Source organism: Adlercreutzia equolifaciens DSM 19450, assembly GCF_000478885.1.
Classification (GTDB): Bacteria; Actinomycetota; Coriobacteriia; order Coriobacteriales; family Eggerthellaceae; genus Adlercreutzia; species Adlercreutzia equolifaciens.
In genome coordinates this window covers 406,653-423,239 of the sequence record NC_022567.1, presented here as the reverse complement: position 1 = coordinate 423,239, position 16,587 = coordinate 406,653, and the positions used below count along the sequence as shown (strand labels likewise).

Annotated in this window: 13 protein-coding genes; 2 read left to right on the top strand and 11 right to left on the bottom strand. The window is 63.9% G+C overall.

Annotation, left to right across the window (positions count from 1 at the left end):
* Positions 1-3 precede the first annotated feature (3 nt).
* The 9 genes from AEQU_RS01375 to tatA all read right to left on the bottom strand — a co-directional run bounded on the left by AEQU_RS01375 (position 4) and on the right by tatA (position 9,972).
* Complete coding sequence (locus AEQU_RS01375) at positions 4-612, bottom strand: RNA polymerase sigma factor (RefSeq protein WP_022738900.1); 609 nt, start codon at positions 610-612, stop codon at positions 4-6.
* Between the two features lie 157 nt (positions 613-769).
* Complete coding sequence (locus AEQU_RS01370; protein WP_022738896.1) at positions 770-1,054, bottom strand: helix-turn-helix domain-containing protein; 285 nt, start codon at positions 1,052-1,054, stop codon at positions 770-772.
* Between the two features lie 76 nt (positions 1,055-1,130).
* On the bottom strand, positions 1,131-1,622 hold the full coding sequence (ispF, locus tag AEQU_RS01365) for a 2-C-methyl-D-erythritol 2,4-cyclodiphosphate synthase (RefSeq protein ID WP_022738891.1): 492 nt from the start codon (positions 1,620-1,622) through the stop codon (positions 1,131-1,133).
* Positions 1,623-1,883: 261 nt separating this feature from the next.
* A complete protein-coding gene (gene ispD, locus AEQU_RS01360; RefSeq protein WP_022738886.1) occupies positions 1,884-2,726 on the bottom strand; it encodes a 2-C-methyl-D-erythritol 4-phosphate cytidylyltransferase in 843 nt (280 codons plus the stop codon).
* Positions 2,727-3,223: 497 nt separating this feature from the next.
* Complete coding sequence (locus tag AEQU_RS01355; RefSeq protein WP_022738881.1) at positions 3,224-5,809, bottom strand: ATP-dependent Clp protease ATP-binding subunit; 2,586 nt, start codon at positions 5,807-5,809, stop codon at positions 3,224-3,226.
* 140 nt (positions 5,810-5,949) lie between these two features.
* Positions 5,950-6,969: an ion transporter gene (locus AEQU_RS01350; protein WP_022738876.1), complete on the bottom strand. Its 1,020-nt coding sequence runs from the start codon at positions 6,967-6,969 to the stop codon at positions 5,950-5,952.
* Between the two features lie 147 nt (positions 6,970-7,116).
* A complete protein-coding gene (gene lysS, locus AEQU_RS01345; protein ID WP_022738872.1) occupies positions 7,117-9,126 on the bottom strand; it encodes a lysine--tRNA ligase in 2,010 nt (669 codons plus the stop codon).
* Between the two features lie 9 nt (positions 9,127-9,135).
* The gene (gene greA / locus AEQU_RS01340) at positions 9,136-9,606 is read right to left on the bottom strand and encodes a transcription elongation factor GreA (protein ID WP_022738867.1); all 471 of its coding nucleotides are present in this window, start codon (positions 9,604-9,606) and stop codon (positions 9,136-9,138) included.
* Between the two features lie 96 nt (positions 9,607-9,702).
* The gene (tatA, locus tag AEQU_RS01335) at positions 9,703-9,972 is read right to left on the bottom strand and encodes a twin-arginine translocase TatA/TatE family subunit (protein ID WP_022738862.1); all 270 of its coding nucleotides are present in this window, start codon (positions 9,970-9,972) and stop codon (positions 9,703-9,705) included.
* Positions 9,973-10,621: 649 nt separating this feature from the next.
* Between tatA and AEQU_RS01330 the strand changes: the two genes are divergently transcribed.
* Positions 10,622-11,032 carry a metallopeptidase family protein gene (locus tag AEQU_RS01330; RefSeq protein ID WP_022738857.1) on the top strand — a complete coding sequence of 137 codons (411 nt, stop codon included), beginning with the start codon at positions 10,622-10,624 and terminating at the stop codon, positions 11,030-11,032.
* Between the two features lie 75 nt (positions 11,033-11,107).
* Here the strand turns inward: AEQU_RS01330 and AEQU_RS01325 are convergent, their stop codons facing one another.
* Together AEQU_RS01325 and AEQU_RS01320 are read right to left on the bottom strand one after the other, a co-directional pair.
* Positions 11,108-12,631: a vWA domain-containing protein gene (locus AEQU_RS01325; protein WP_280508369.1), complete on the bottom strand. Its 1,524-nt coding sequence runs from the start codon at positions 12,629-12,631 to the stop codon at positions 11,108-11,110.
* Entirely contained in the window at positions 12,558-14,228 is a 1,671-nt protein-coding gene (locus AEQU_RS01320) for a helix-turn-helix transcriptional regulator (RefSeq protein ID WP_022738847.1), read from the bottom strand. The genes AEQU_RS01325 and AEQU_RS01320 overlap by 74 nt, the downstream gene beginning before the upstream one ends.
* Positions 14,229-14,568: 340 nt before the next feature.
* On the opposite strand from AEQU_RS01320, the gene AEQU_RS01315 reads away from it, so the two are divergent.
* On the top strand, positions 14,569-16,368 hold the full coding sequence (locus tag AEQU_RS01315; RefSeq protein ID WP_051353359.1) for an FAD-binding protein: 1,800 nt from the start codon (positions 14,569-14,571) through the stop codon (positions 16,366-16,368).
* Positions 16,369-16,587 lie beyond the last annotated feature (219 nt).

The following is a 16,587-nucleotide window of genomic DNA, read 5'->3' as shown; positions in this document are numbered from 1 at the left end:
AGGTCAGCAGAGGCATGGACCTCGCCCATCATGGCTTTGTATTGGCTCTGGTTGCTCATCTTCCCACGCCTCCTTCAGTGACTGTTTCAGTAGTTTCCTTGCTCGGACGAGCCGGGTGCGAACCGTGGGCTCCTTAATGCCCAGCACCTCGGCGATCTCGCGGGTGCCCATGTCCTCGAAGTAGAACAGGTGCACGACAATGCGGCACTTTTCGGGCAGCGTGCCCAAAGCCGCGTACAGCGCCTCGTGAGCCGGCTCGGCGAACGCGGGCTCCTCGAAGGGAGGCGCGTCGCCGTCGCGGATCTCCCGCAGCTCCACTCGCTGGCGCCACAGGCTGCGCCAGAGGCTTTTGCACTCGTTCACCGTGACGCGGATGAGCCAGGCGCGCAGACGCTCGTCGCGGGCGGGTTCGCGCTCGGTTCCGGCCGCCATGGCTCGACCGCCACGCTCGGCCCCGTCATCAAGCCACATCGGCGGCTTCTCGTAGAGCTTCAGGAACACCACCTGCACCACGTCCTCAGCATCGGGTACCCGTCGCGTCTGATTGAGCGCGATGCGGTACACCATGTCGGCGTGGGCATCGACGATCTGTCGGTACTGGCGGTTGTCCACAGGTTTCCTTCTCGTCCGAAAGGGAAGGCGCCAACGCCGCAGCCGCTAGCTTGCCGCCCCGTCACCGCCTTCCACAAAAGGCCTTTCACAGACAATACGCTTGAGAGCGGAGAAATGTGCGACGCTTGGGAGAGATTTTGGGATTGCGAGAATCAACCTAAAACTGCAGCAGCCCTTCCATGGAGCAGCGCAAGGCGCAGGCGAGGCGGTAGACCGCCTCAGCGGAGGCGCGATTGGTGTTCTTCTGCCGCTGCTCGTACATTTGGATGGAGCGCAAGCTTATCCCCGATCGCTCAGCCAACTCCTCCTGGGTCAAGCTGCACAGCTCGCGCTGGCGCTTCAGTCGTGTCGGCAACGAGGCGGCCGAGCGAGCGTCTTCCCACTCGCCCGCCTGCAGCTCAGCGAAGACGCTCGCGGGGCTCACCTCGCCGACGTCGCTCACCCAGCGGACGCGCAGGACGTAGAAGGCCGCCTTCTCCGGTGCGTAGTCGAAGGTTCAGGTTAGGTTCTGATGGTCGTTAAATGCGGCACACGAGGCAGGTGGCATAGGCGGTGATGCCTTCTTCGCGACCCTCGTGGCCCAAGTGCTCGGTGGTGGTGGCCTTTACGCCGACGTTTTCCACGGGCACTCCCATGGCCGCTGCCAGGTTCTCGCGCATAGCCTCGCGGTAGGGCGAGAGCTTCGGGGCCTGGGCGGCGATGACGCTGTCCACGTCGATGATCTCGAAACCACGCTCGCGCACAAAGCGAGCCACCTCGGCGAGCAGCTTGAGCGAATCGGCATCCTTGTAGGCCGGGTCGGTGTCGGGGAACAGCTTCCCGATGTCGCCCCCGCGCACAGCACCGAGCAGCGCGTCGGAGATGGCATGGGCCAGCACGTCGGCATCGGAGTGCCCGTCGAGCCCCTGATGGTGCGGGATGTCCACCCCGCCCAAGATGAGCTTGCGGCCCGGAGCAAAGGCATGCACATCCATCCCCAGCCCCGTCCGAAGATTTCGCAGGTCGTTCATACCGGCTCCTTCCGCCTTCCTCCATCATGTATGTCGCCGTTGAGAACCCTTCTCATTTCCCTCTCGGTCATTGGAAGGGTCCGATTTTGCAGCAAATCGCGAGTTATAAGCGTCTGCGCGATGCGCTTCGCCGCATTCCAGGTTTTCCGCCCAGCAAAACCCCAGGTCAGAAATTCGCAGCTTTTGAATGTCTCGAACGAAGCAAGCTCCAGACGCTTATAACTCGCGATTTGCTGCAGAAAATGCCGTCTTCGTCGACCGTTACCTATGCTCGGAGTTCAAAAGCATAGTGCGGACGGCACTGGCGAGAAGCACATAGTCCTCGGGCACCGTAAGCTTAATGTTGTCGCGCTTCCCTTCCACGATCAGCACTTTACCGCCAAGCCGCTCGATGAGCGAAGAGTCGTCAGTTCCCACGAACCCGTCAGACAGCGCACTTGCATGGGCGCGACGGTAGATGCCCGCACGGAAGACCTGGGGCGTCTGAGCATTCCAGAACACCGACCGGTCGGGGGTGCCCACCACCACGCCGTCTTCCACGACCTTCAGCGTATCCACCGCCGGATGCGCCACAATGGCGCCGTCGGCATCGAAGTTGCCCTTGACCATGTTGATGGTGTGCTCGATGAGGTCTGGCGACACGAGCGGCCGGGCACCGTCGTGCAGCACCACGTACTCGTACTCGTCGCCCACCATCTCGAGCCCCGAGAACGCCGACTCCTGACGAATGGCCCCCGAGGGCGCGAGCACCACGGGCGTGACGAAGGGAAACGGGTCGATGGCGCGGGACAAGTACTCGTGCATGCGCTCCTCGGGGCACACGATGACGATGAGCCCCACATCGCCTACCGCGTCGAAGGCCTCGGCCGACCACGTGAGGATGGGCTTGCCGGCAATCTCCACCAGCTGCTTGCCACCTTCTTTGCCGAAGCGCTCCCCTGTGCCACCGGCCAGAATGATGGCCGCCGTCTGGGGCTTTTTGTCCACTTTGCCCTGCAGCTGCAGAAGCGGCGAGCTCAGGGCATCGAAATCGAGCTCATCCATGCAAAAGGACGGCTCGCGAAGAACCGAGGGCTCGGTGACGGGATCGATGATGTTCGGCATAAATCCTCCCATGGCGATAGCGTGGCGTTCGAGCGCAAGACCACGAGGGCACGCTCTGATACTTGCTTATAGTATAAGCCATCAGAGGGATTTTCGAATTTTCTCACCTGAATGCCAGTTGAAGGGCGAAATGGCCTTCAACCATGAGCAAAAATGCCAGTTGAAGGGCGAAATGGCCGAATTGGGGCCCTTTTCTGAAGCGAAGTGTCGGCCATTTCGGGGTCGAACTGGCATTTACCGCAGCGTTTCCGGAAACAGCGCGCCGAGACAACGCCGAGGCGGCAATGCTGGGACGGCAACGCTGGGACGGCAACGCCAGCACGTAAAAAGGAGGCTCCGGAGAGCCTCCTGCCATACAGCAAAATCCGCACATGCTGCGCAACCGGAGCGCAGTGCGCTCGTCAAGACCCAGCCTGCGAGGCGAGCCACAAGTGCACCGAGCAAATCGCGGCCGCCCGGCAATACGCTCGGGCAAGCGCCGGTAGCCGAAAACGACCCTATTCCCCTCCCGCCAGGGAACCGGCGGGGGTGCCGGCGCCGCGGCCACTTCCCACGCCGGCGTGGCCCAGGTCGTAGTTCGTCAGCAAAAGCTCGGCGTCACGGGCGATGGAGTCGCGCTTGCGGGGCGCCGGGATGGAACCGGTTCCCTCGGAGAACACCAGCTCCTCGCCGTCCTCGGACACGGTGACGTCCACCACCGAACCGCTCGTCCAGCGGCCCTCGAGAATCTGCTCGGACAGCGGATCCTCCAGCATGCGCTGGATGGCGCGACGCAAGGGGCGCGCACCGAAGGCGGTGTCAGTGCCCTCTTTGGCCACGAGGCGTTTGGCGGCGTCGTCCAGGTTGATGGTCATGTTCTGGGCGATCATGCGCTCGCGCAGCTCGGCCACCATGAGGTCGACGATCTGCACGATCTCGTCCTCGGTCAGGCTCTTGAACACGATGATCTCGTCGATGCGGTTCAAAAACTCCGGCCTGAAGGCGTTCTTCAGCTCGTGCATGACGCGGCTCTTGATTTCCTTGTCGGAAAGCCCGTTCTGCCCCGAGTTCGAGAAGCCCAGCGTGGTCGTGGTGGTGATGTCGCGGGCGCCCACGTTCGAGGTCATGATGATGACGGTGTTGCGGAAGTCCACAGTGCGCCCCTGGGCGTCGGTCAGGCGCCCCTCCTCCAGAATTTGCAGCAGGATGTTGAACACATCCGGATGCGCCTTCTCAATCTCGTCGAAGAGCACCACCGAGTACGGGCGCTGGCGCACGGCCTTGGTGAGCTGGCCGCCCTCGTCGAAGCCCACGTAGCCCGGAGGCGAACCCACCAGGCGGCTCACCGTGTGCTTCTCCATGTACTCGGACATGTCGAAGGACAGAAGCGCGTCCTCGGAGTTGAACAGGAACTCGGCCAGCGCCTTGGAAAGCTCGGTCTTGCCCACGCCCGACGGGCCCAGGAAGATGAACGAACCAGCGGGGCGCTTCGGATCCTTCAAGCCCGAGCGGGAGCGGCGGATGGCCTTGGAAAGCGCCGTGACGGCCTCGTCCTGGCCGATGATGCGCTCGTGCAGGACGCCTTCCATGCGCAGCAGCTTTTCGGTCTCGGCCTCGGTGAGGTTGCTCACGGGCACGCCAGTGGACATGGACACCACGTCGGCGATGTCCTCGACCGTGACGTTCTGCACGGTCTTGGAGGTGTCCTCCTCCCACTTCTTCTCGGCCTCTTCGCGCTCCTGCTTCAGGGCCTCTTCCTCGTCGCGCAGCTCGGCGGCGCGCTCGAACTGCTGCTCGCCGATGGCGCGATCCTTGTCGGCGCGCACCTTCCGCAGCTTCTCGTCCAAATCGCGCAGCTCCTTGGGCAGCGTCATGTTGCGGATGCGCATGCGGGCGCCGGCCTCGTCCATGACGTCGATGGCCTTGTCGGGCAGGTAGCGATCCTGGATGTAGCGGTTGGCCAGCTGCACGGCAGCGGTCAGCGCCTCGTCGGTGAAGTGCACGCCGTGGTGCGCCTCGTACTTGTCGCGCAGGCCCTCCATGATGCGCACGGCCTGCTCCTCGTTGGGCTCGTTGATGGTGAGCGGCTGGAAACGGCGCTCCAGCGCGGAGTCCTTCTCCAGGTGCTTGCGGAACTCCTCCAGGGTGGTGGCGCCGATGATCTGAATCTCGCCGCGGGACAGCGGGGGCTTCAGAATAGCGGCCGCATCGATGGAGCCTTCCGCAGAACCGGCACCGATGATGGTATGGATCTCGTCGATGAACAGCAGCACGTCGCCGGCGTCCATGACCTCCTTGATGACCTTCTTCAGACGCTCCTCGAACTCGCCGCGGTACTTCGAGCCGGCCACGAGCGCGGACACGTCCAGCGTGATAAGGCGCTTGTTGCGCAGGATGTCGGGCACCTGGTTGGCCACGATGAGCTGGGCTAAGCCCTCGGCGATGGCGGTTTTGCCCACGCCGGGCTCGCCCAGAATGAGCGGGTTGTTCTTCTGGCGGCGCGAGAGGATCTGCATGACGCGCTCGATTTCCGACGCGCGGCCGATGACCGGATCCAGCTTGCCCTCGCGGGCCTTCTTGGTGAGATCGGTGCCGAACTCGGTGAGCATGGAATCCGACGAGCTCGCCGGGCCATCGAAGCCCGCGCGCCCGGCGTAGACCGGCGATTGGCCCACGAGATCGTTCAGCGCCCCGCGCACGTCGTCGCCGGAGACGTTCAGGCGGCCCAGCACCTCGAGCGCCGTGCCCTCGCCCTCGCGCACGATGCCGAGCAGCAAGTGCTCCGTGGAGATGTAGGACTGCCCCATCTGCATGGCCTCGCGCAGCGAGTTCTCCAGCACGCGCTTGACGCGCGGCGTGAAGGAGAGATGTCCGGAGACGTCGGTGTCCTCGTCGATGGTGACCACCTGGCGGATGGCCTGAACGACGCCGTCGTAGCTGACGTTCAAGCGGTCGAGCGCCTGGGCGGCAAGACCGTCCTTCTCCTGGATGAGGCCGAGCAGGATATGCTCGGTGCCCACGTAGGGCTGGTGAAGCGAGCGCGCCTCATCCTGAGCCAGGACAAGCACTTTACGCGCCTTGTCCGTGAATTTCTCGAATGACATGGTTGCCTCGTTCCTTGGGTTGGTGCCCTTCTGCGAATGCTTTCTCTCTGGTGAAACTGGCACGTCGGGCACGGTAAATAGTTCCCGTGCAGTTTAGCACTCTCTATCTTGAATTGCTAAACCTCCACCCCGAGAAGCCGTCATTTGTGGGCACGTTGTGAGGGAGGAGGCGTGTCATGCTCGGTTTCTTCGTCGGCGGCGCGCTCCTCCTCGTCGCGGTTGTCTTGACGGGCGTCCTCGCGGCGGACGTCGCGCTCGATCTTGCGCAGATTGGCGTTTTGGAACTCGGCCACGAAACCGGCCGAGAAGATGCCGCCGGGAATGGCCACGAGTGCCACCGAGAGGAACATGATGACCGAGCCCACGATGCGGCCGGCCGGTGTAATGGGCACCAAATCGCCGTAGCCGGTGCCGGTCACCGTGGTCACGGCCCAATAGATGCCGGACAAAAGGTTGTTGAACTTGTCGGGCTGGGCCGGGTGCTCGATCTCGTACATCACGACACTGGCCACTACCACGAGCATGGCGATGACCAGAAACGATGCTACGATCTCGTGATAGTGTTTCGAAATGACGCGGCCGATGGTGCGCAGACCCCGCATGTAGCGGGAGATCTTTATCAGGCGCACCAACCGCACCACGCTGATGATGTTCTGCAGCGCGGGCGTGACAGGCAGGAACCACGCCGCCATATTCGGCCCGAAGGACAAGAAGTCGATGATGCCCCACGGCGAGAAGATATAGCGCAGCCGCGCGCGAGCCGGCGTGCAGTTGCCGTAGGCCAAATCGGCAATCCAGATGCGAGCGATATACTCCACGAAGAAGCACACAGTCGAGAACCGGTAGAAGCCCTGGATGATATTGGCCGCCACGGGATCGAGCCCCGGCTGAGCGGAGACGAACACCACCACAGCATTCAGGAGGATGAGCGCGAACAGCGCACCTCCGACGATCTTCGCCGGCCAGTTCGCCCGATTCAGGTTCTCCAGAGCGTAGAAGGTCTCGCGTTTGAACGCGGAGGAGTCGCCCAAGCGCCGACGCAGGCCCTCGCGGCGCGTGCGCTCCTTGCGCCGCCGGCGCTCCTCGCGGCGCTCTCGCCGCTCGCGGGCGGCGCGCTCGTCGTCTTCGTCGCGTTGCTGTTCGTCATCTGTGGCGCTCATGGGGCACCTCCTCTCCCCTCCCATTCTAAGCAGAGGGCGCCCCACAACGCGTCGTCATTCACCAGCCGTCAAGAAGCTGGATACAAAGGACGGCCCCCTTCGCCGCAGTTGCGAAGGGGGCCGTCCTGGAGTCGTCAGCGCGAGCGCCTAGTACAGCTTGGCGCCGGCGGGGATGCGGTCGTCTACCATGAGGAGGTTCAGGCGCTCCTCGGGCTCGCCGTCGTCGCCGGGCACCTCGTGAATCGCGGACATGAGCATGCCCTCGGAGGCCACGCCCATCATCTTGCGCGGCGGCAAGTTGGTGATGGCGATGAGCGTCTTACCCACGAGCTCTTCGGGCTCGTAGTAGGCGTGGATGCCCGACAGGATGGTGCGGTCGGTACCCGTGCCGTCGTCCAGGGTGAACTGCAGCAGCTTCTTCGACTTCGGCACCGCGATGCACTCCTTCACCTTCACGGCGCGGAAGTCCGACTTGCTGAAGGTGTCGAAGTCCACCTCGTCCTCGAAGAGGGGCTCGATGACGACGCTGGAGAAGTCGATGGGCTTGGAGGGCTCGGCCGTCTCAGCAATGGCGGCCTCAGCCGCGCAAGTTGCAGCCGGCGCACCCTCGGCCGGCGCACCCTCGGCGGGCGCCTTCTCAGTCGCACCCACCGGCTTCCCGTCCCCGAGCACCTCGTCCTTCATGTGGGGGAACAGCAGCACGTCGCGAATGGACGGCGCATCGGTGAGCAGCATGACCAAGCGGTCGATGCCGATGCCCACGCCACCGGCCGGCGGCATGCCGTACTCCAGCGCGCGGATGTAGTCGGCGTCGAAGCCCATGGCCTCGTCGTCGCCCATGTCCTTGGCCGCCACCTGGGCGCGGAAACGCTCGGCCTGATCCACCGGGTCGTTCAGCTCGGTGAAGGCGTTGCCGTACTCGTGGCCCAGGATGAACAGCTCGAAGCGCTGGGTGAGTTCGGGGTTCTCCGGATGCTTCTTCGCCAGAGGCGAGATCTCCAGCGGGTGGTCGACGACGAAGGTGGGCTGGATGAGCTTCTCCTCCGCCACGGCCTCGAAGATCTCGGAGATGAGCTTGCCCTTGCCCCAGGCCGCCTCGGCATGGCCGCCGTTTTTTTCCAGAATGGCCACCAGCTCGTCGCGAGTGCGGTCGAAGGACACCTCCTCGCCGGCGTGCTCGCTGGCCAGCTCCATCATGGAGGCGCGGCGCCAGTCGCCGGACAAGTCTACCGGCGTTCCCTGGTACTCGATCTTAAGGGTGCCGCAGGCCGCCTCGGCCGCGGCCTTGATGCAGCCCTCGGTGAGATCCATCATGGAGTCGAGGTCGCCGAAGGCCTCGTAGGCCTCCATGGTGGTGAACTCGGGGTTGTGGTACGGATCCATGCCCTCGTTGCGGAACTGACGGCCGATCTCGAACACCTTCTCGAAACCGCCCACGAGCAGACGCTTCAGCGGCAGCTCCGTGGCGATGCGCAGATAGTAGTCGCGGTCGAGCGCGTTGAAGTGCGTGATAAAGGGCTTCGCGTTCGCGCCGCCGATGATGGCATGCAGAAACGGCGTTTCCACCTCGTAGTAGCCCTGGCTCTCCATATAGCGGCGGATAGCCGAGACGATCTTGAAGCGGCGCTCGAAGGTGGTGCGCACCTCGGGGTTCATGACGAGATCCACGTAGCGCTGGCGATAGCGGGTCTCCTTATCCGTCAGGCCGTGGAACTTCTCAGGCAGAGGTCGCAGCGACTTGCTCATCAGCTCGAAGGAATCCACCGCCACGGACAGCTGCCCGCGCTTCGTGCGCATCATGGTGCCATGCACGGCAATCCAGTCGCCCACGTCCAAATCGCACAGCGCCGCGAAGGCCTCCTCGCCAAGCGCATTGATGCGGCAGAACAGCTGAATGTCGCAGCCGGACTCGCGCAGCTCCAGAAACGCGATCTTGCCCTGGACGCGCTTGGCCATGACGCGGCCGGCGATGAGCACCTCATCCTCGGTGGACTCGCCGTCCTCCAAGTGCGCGTACTTCTCGTTCAGCTCGCCTACCGAATGGCTGCGCTTGACCGAGTGCCCATAGGGATCGATGCCCGCGGCAATCAGCGCCTCGCGCTTGGCGCGGCGCACCTCGATGGGATCGTCTTCGATGATTTCTACCGCTTCGGCCATTCCGGTCTCCTAGTGCTCGATCTTGATAACGGTCAGCTTGATGTCGCGGCCGGTGGGGCCGGTCGTCGTCACTTCGTCGCCCTTCTTGCAGCCGAGCAGCGCCTGACCCACCGGCGATTCGTTGGAGATCTTGCCCTCGTGGGCGTCGGACTCGGCGCCGCCCACGATGGTGAACACGCGCTCGCGGCCGTTCATGTCCACGGTCACCGTGGAGCCGATGTTCACCTTGCTCGAGCGCTTCGGCGCGTTCACGACGGTGGCCTCGGAGAGGATGCGGCTGATCTCGGCGATGCGCGCCTCCATCATGCCCTGCTCGTTTTTGGCGTCGTCGTACTCGGAGTTCTCGGAGATGTCGCCGAACTCGCGAGCGACCTTGATGCGCTCGCCGATTTCGGCGCGCTTCTCGTTCTCGAGGTAGTGCAGCTCCTCCTCGAGCTTCTTCTTGCCTTCTTCGGTCAGCACGTAGTTGTCGTTAGCCATGATGATTCCTGTTTTCTCTCTTATACATCGGTGGTGCGCCCGCCTAACGCAGCGGGCGCACCACCGTTCTTACCTGATGTTGTCGAAGGAGCGAGGTTACTCGGCCTTCTTCTTGACGACCTTCTTCACCGTCTTCTTCGGAGCGGCAGCAGGCTCTTCCACGACCTCTTCCACCACTTCGACGACTTCCTCGTCGTCGGCGGCCTCCTCGATGTCCTTTTCGCCGGCGCCCATGCCCTCGCGCAGGTTCTTCACCGTCTTGCCGAGCGCGCTGCCGAGTTTGGGCAGGTTCTTCGGGCCGAAGATGAGCAGGATAACGACCAGGATGATGAGGAGCTCGGGAACTCCCATGCCCAGAATCTTCATGCAATTCCTCCATAAGGTCGGGCAAGGGGTCGCCTTGCCTGTCGATAATTGCCGTCGGCGCGTCACTTCCGACGAGCAGTGCGCCCGGACCCTCCGCGCGCCTTTGAATGCGCGGGCAATGGTAACACAAACCCCCTCACCGCGCCGTGTTTCGCACAAATACTTCAACGACGCCCGACGATGACGGCAACTTTGGCAAATCAGGCCGTTTGGCTCCTCTGGAGGCGTGGCCCTGGCAGAAATCGAAGTTTGGTTCCCTGATTTCTGCCGACTTCGGCGATTTGGTTCCCTGCACCCGAAGAAATGCCTGGTCGCGATTCTCTCGCGCGGCTTTCGCAGGTACCAAACCTCGAGATTCGCCCAAGAGCGGGTACCAAACTTAAGATTTTGCCACGAAAAGATACCAAACGCACGATTTCGCCAGTATTTTCCCGCAGCGCGGTACCAAACCTCCGATCTCGCCAGCGCTGCGCCCCGCGCAATACCAAACCTGTGATCCTGGCATAGGAGTGCCGAGATATGCCGAATTCCCCATAGAGCTAAGACGCAGCGTAAGCCAAGGAAGTGACAGCTGCTACACTACAATAATTGCAATCGCGCACACTGTCACCATTTGACGCGAACAGTGTCCAACCACGTGGAGGTTCCCATGTATCGCATGACCGATGAGGAATTCGAAGTCGCCATCGCCGAGGCGCTCGATGCGATGCCCGAGCAGTTCATGGAAGCATTGCGGAACGTGGCCATCGTATGGGAAGAGGAGCCGAGCGCCTACCATTTGGGACACGACGAAGAATGGGGCGCGGAGATGCGGAATGCGGAAGGCGAAGATGAATTCGACGACCTCCTCGGGCTGTTCGACGGGCTTTCCATCGTGGAGCGGGCCAACGGCTACGACGACGATATCCCCGACGTCATTACCGTCTTCAAAGGTCCTCACGAGCGCTGCTTCGACAGCCGCGAGGAAATCGTAGAGGAGGTCGGCAAGACCATCATCCACGAGCTGGGCCACTACTTCGGCCTCAATGAGGATCAACTGGCCGCCATGGGCTACGAGTAGGTACGCCTTGGCAGCGGACAAGTAGCTCCCTCGAGGCAGAAGCATAATTTAGCAGGAATCCTCCAACGAGGGCCCTCAGCTAGCAGCAACGACGCCATCGAAGGCGGCATTGCGCGATGCTTGGCGGATGAGGTCGGCCAGCTCGCGGCGGCCGGCGCGGTCGGTGGTATCCAGTGAGCTCGCGGAGCTTTCGGCTAGCGCGGCCGCGTCATCGGCCGTGGCCGTGCCGACGAACTCGGAGTCCCGGGCGAGCATGCCGAACTCGACGACCGCCGCGGCCAACGACCAGTCGTCGCCGGGCTCGGCAAACCAGCTCTCGCGGCCCACAGCGAACCGCTGCTCTGCCGGCGCCTCCCCCGCTCGCTCGCCGGCCGGCTGGTAGCGCACCGCGCACGTGAGCCACGGCTCATCCCCTTCGCGACGCCGTCCCTCGTCGGTGAGCACTACCTCGTAGGCGACGGTCAGCTCGGCACCAGCGCACAATTCTCCCGCGTCGGCCCCGTCGTTGCGGAAGTCCTCATCGGCCATGGTGCGGTTCGCGTAGCCGATGAGCCGGTAGCTCTCCACCATCCGCGGATCGAATTCCACTTGCAGCTTCACATCGTCGGCCACAGGAACCGCCCCGGCGGCCAGAAAACGCTCGTAGACGCGGGCTGCCTCGTCGGCGGAATCGATGTAATGGTACGAGCCATTGCCGTGATCGGCCAGCGTTTCCATCTTGGCATCCTGGTAGTTACCCGAGCCGAAGCCCAGCACCGAGAGATAGGTACCCTGGCCGCGCTTCTCACTGACGAAGGCGTTCAGCTCGTCCTCGGAGGAGATACCCACGTTCAAATCGCCGTCCGAGGCCATGACGATGCGGTTCACGCCCCCCTCGATGTGCGTCTCCTCGGCCACGCGGTAGGCCATGGAAAGCCCCGCCTCGCCGTTGGTGGAACCAGCCGCCTCAAGACCGTTGATAGCGCCGAGGATGGCTTCGGCATCATCGCCGGAAGCCCCCTTGAGCACCACCTCTTCCACGCCGGAGTAGGTGACGATCGAGACCCGATCCTCCGCCCGCAGCCCTTTCACGATACGCGCCATGGACTCCTTCAGAAGCGGAAGCTTCTCGGCGTCCCCCATGGAACCCGACACATCCACCAGCAGCACGAGATTCGTCGGCGGTGCCTCCGTGGCCGTCTGCCCTACCGTAAGCCCGAGCACGACCAGCTCGCTTTCGGCGTTCCAGGGGCACGCCCCGGCGCGGGCGGTCAGCGCGAAATCGTCGCCCTCTGCGGGCGTGGCGTAGTCGTAGTCGAAGTAGTTCAGCATCTCCTCGATGCGCACGGCACCCGGATCAATCGTCCCCAAGCCCGCTCCCGATCTCACGAGACGGCGCAGGTTGGCATAGGAGGCCGTGTCCGCATCGGCAGAAAGCGTGGAAAGCGGCTGCTCGGCAGCGCTCACGAAATCGGGCTCGCCGGCGTCGGTGTAGCCCTCGCCGCAGAAGCCGGCCGCAGGCTCGCAACCAGCCGCGCCGGACGCGTCAACCGAGCTCCGGGGCCTCGCGTTCGAAGAGGGCGATGATCTCGTCGCGGTTGTGGGTGTCGCATTTGCGATAGATGCTGCGCAGATGCGACTTCACCGTGGACTCCGAGACGAACAGCGCGTTCTGGATGTACTTCAGACCGTGGCCCGTGACCCACAGGCGGAAGACCTCGCTTTCGCGGGGCGAGAGGTCGTACTCGGCGCAGAAGGCGGCGTAGAGATCCGGGCGCTCACCGCAAGAATGCTCGCCGGTGCTCTCGCCGTCAGCGGGACGATCCTTCGACTCCGCGCCTGCGACGCTGCGCTCGGAACGACACGGGAGAGAAGCTGCTGTTTCGGATACAGCCGCAGGAGCTCCGTCCTCCCCGACCGCGACGGGAAGGGCCTCGCGGCGAGCGTTCGCACTCGCGCCTTCGGCAGCCTCGACACGCTCGGCTGCGAGGGCTTCGGCCTTCCCCTCTTCGTCATCGATGTCAAGCAGGTTGTAGCCCTCGCTGAAGGCGAAGCCGACGCCCAAAAGCACCAGCATGACGACAACGGCCATAAGCACGAGCGGGTCGCCGGCGAGCAAAGGCGCCACCAGCTGGCCCAGCGTCTTGCCGACGCATTCGGCAATCCAGCCCACGGCAAAGACCAGATGCGGCGCCACCGGCGTCTTCTTCGCACCCAAGGCCAGCACGACCCAGGCCATGGCCTCGATGATGTTGTGGGCGTGCAGCGTGAGCGCGCCGTTGACATCCCCCAGGTAGAACGAAAAGAAAACGAAGGCCGCAGACGCGCACAGCAGCACTTTGTAGAGAATGGAGGGATCGATCTTCCCGCGGGCGAAAAAGCCGCTGGCCACGAAGAAGAGCGCCGCTGCCAGCGGAATGACGAGCGAAGGCGCGCCGAGTTGCGAGAGATCGTCGCGACCGACAACAATAGTGGTGATGGAGCTGAGCACGAAGAAGGTGATAGCGAAGCCGGCCAGCGTGCGCAGGGGCACCGCCGCCGACAGCACATCGGCAAGTCCCGGCGTTCGCACCAGCAAGCGCTCGGGGGCACGCTCCCCGCGCTCTTCTTCCCGATCAACGGCCGTCGCGCTACCTTGCAAGGCCCCTGGCGTCTCCTCCCCTTCCCCGCTATTTGGCGCCTTCGCAGACGCCAAAGGCAGAAGCACGAAGGACAGCATGGGCAGAAGCGAGGTGAGCACACTGGCCAAGGCGTCGTCGCATTGGACGAAGAACCAGCTTCCCGGTGCCGTCACGACGATGCTGCAGCCGGAGAGAACGATGATGCCGCGCGGGCCAATATGCGCGAAGGCGTCGAACCACGCCATGATGAGCAAGATGGCGAACCCACCCGAAAGTGCCATGCCTGTCACAAAAGCGCCCGGTATGGCGGCCAGGGTCGGATAGGTACACGCAAGGGTCCCCAAGCTCGTAAGAAGAGCCGCCCCGGCCACAAGCGGCGTGCGTCCCGAAAGCGACAGGTGCTGCCGGAAGAGAAGCAGGCATGCCAGGCACACAACGAGCCCGGGCACCATGGACAGAAGCGCCTGCAACGAGAAGCCGGGCGACGCGGCCCACGGCACATAGAGCATCATAACGCCCCAGGCGCTGACGCTTCCGTAGCCCACCGCAAAGCGGATATGCTCCGGACGTATCCCTATGGCGTTGCGTTTGGTCACGATCCTCCCTTCCAGGGGCATTATGGCACAAGAAAGACCGCCTGGGCGCGGCCCCGTCGAAATACCGGGCACAAACGGCCATTCAACCCTAACGGACGATACCCCACCTGGGGTTTTGCCGCTCATTCAACCGTGATTTCGCCTTTTCCACCCGTCGAAGAAGCGCCGTTGCGGCTCGCATTCAACCCCGATTCGACCCCGGCGGTTGATGCGCACCGCCGCCGCACGGGCCATGATAGCCCCAACAGGTCGGCCACGGCGCCGACGAAGAAACGCCCCCGGAACCGCCGGGGACGCCACGGGGCAGCGGAAGCGCCCCACGGGAAACAGGGAGGTTCTCATGTCTGAAATGAACGTCACTCGCCGCAATTTCCTCTCCGGAGCCGCGCTCGTCAGCGCCGCCATCGCGGGGGCCGGACTCGCCGGCTGCGCGCCGCAATCGGCCGCGCCGGCCGCCTCTTCGAGCAGCGCGGACGAGACGCTTGGCGCCACGGGCGCAGCCAATTCCACCGTCGGCTTCGACGGCACGGGCACGCTGCCCTGGCTCGGCGAGGCGCCCGCAATCAGCGACGATCAGGTGGAAGAAGAGCTGACGGCCGATGTAGTCGTGGTGGGCCTGGGCGCAGCCGGCGTGCCGGCGGCCCGCGCCGCGGCCGAGGCTGGCGCGAAGGTGGTGTGCCTGGAGTCTTCCTCGCACCTCAACAGCGTGGCCAGCGACATGGCCATCTTTGGCGGCCAGACCCAGGCCCAGTGGGGCCGCGGCGACGGCTTCCTCGATAAGAAGATGGTCGTGAACATGCACATGGAGGAGTGCAGCCACCACGTGAGCCAGAGCATCATCAGCCGTTACTACGATGAGTCCGGCGCTGCGCTCGACTGGTTCGTCGGCGCCAGCAAGAACCTGTACATGGCGCCTGAAAGCTACGCCGAGATTCCGGCGGACGCCCAGGCCAACTACCTGTACCCCTACATGTACCCGATGCCGGAGACCTACGACTACACCAAAGAGGATCTGCCCTGCTATCCCACGTCCGTCGGCTTTTCCAGCCTGGCCACCGTCATGGCCGACAACCTGCAGGCCGCCGTGGACGCCGGCGCCGAGGTGCGCTACTCCACCAAGGGCGTCGAGCTGATCCTGGACGACACCGGCGCCGTCGCGGGCATCTACGCCCAGGCCGCCGGCTCCGACGGCTACCTCAAGATCACCGCGCCCAGCGTCATTCTAGCCACGGGCGATTACCTGGGCAACGAAGACATGATGAAGTTCTACGCGCCGGAATGCGTGGAAAACGGCATCAACATCCTGAGCATCGACCTTGATGACGAAGGCAACTACACCAACGTCGGCGAGGGCCACAAGATGGGAGCCTGGGCCGGCGCGGCCATCGAGCAGTGGCACGCCCCGATGATCCACCACATGGGCGGCGGCGCAGGCGCCGACGGCCGCGGCGTCATCGGCAACAACGGCTACCTCTGGCTGAACCTGCGCGGCAAGCGCTTCATGAACGAGGACCTGCCCGGCCAGCAGCTGGAGAACCAGGTGGAGCTGCAGCCTCAGCGCAAGGCCTACCAGTTCTTCGACGCGTCCTGGCCCGAGCAGCTGGCGTACTTCCCCGCCGCCCACGGCGTGGCCTGCATCTACCGCGACGAGCCTCTGCCCGAGTACACCGCCTCCGGCCTGCGCATCAACGTGCGCACCCCCGCCGACATCGATGCGGCCGTGGAAGAGGGCCGCTGCCTTAAGGCCGACACCATCGACGAACTGCTCGGCATGATCGAGGGCATGGACGTCGAGACCGCCAAGGCCTCCATCGAGCGCTACAACGAGCTGGCCCGCGCCGGCGAGGACACCGATTTCTTCAAGAGCTCCCAGCGCCTGTTCGCCCTGGAAAACGGCCCCTTCTACGCCGCCGAGTGCGGATGCGCCCTCACCCTGGGCAACCTGGGCGGCCTGGAGTCCGACGAGGAGTGCCACGTGTACAACACCGACCGCGAGCTCATCCCCGGCCTGTACGCGGCCGGCGCCACCCAGGGCGGCCGCTTCGCGGTGCAGTACCCCATCTCGCTGAAGGGTCTCTCCTGCGGCATGTGCATGGTGTACGGCAAGATCGCCGGCGAGAACGCCGCCGCCGGGAAGTAAGAAGCCCCAAGCAACATCTGGCCCGTGCCGCGAGTGCCGCCGCCTGGCACCCGTAGCACGGGCCGTCTTTTTGTCAGCACCAGTCGTCGTCTCCGACATTTTCGCGCCTCGGGCTGCGGTGTAAGCTGAATATAACAAATACGTCCAAGCTTATGACCTGGTATTTCTTTACTTTCTAGAAAGTTATCCCACATAAACACCGCAGCCCGAGGCACCATT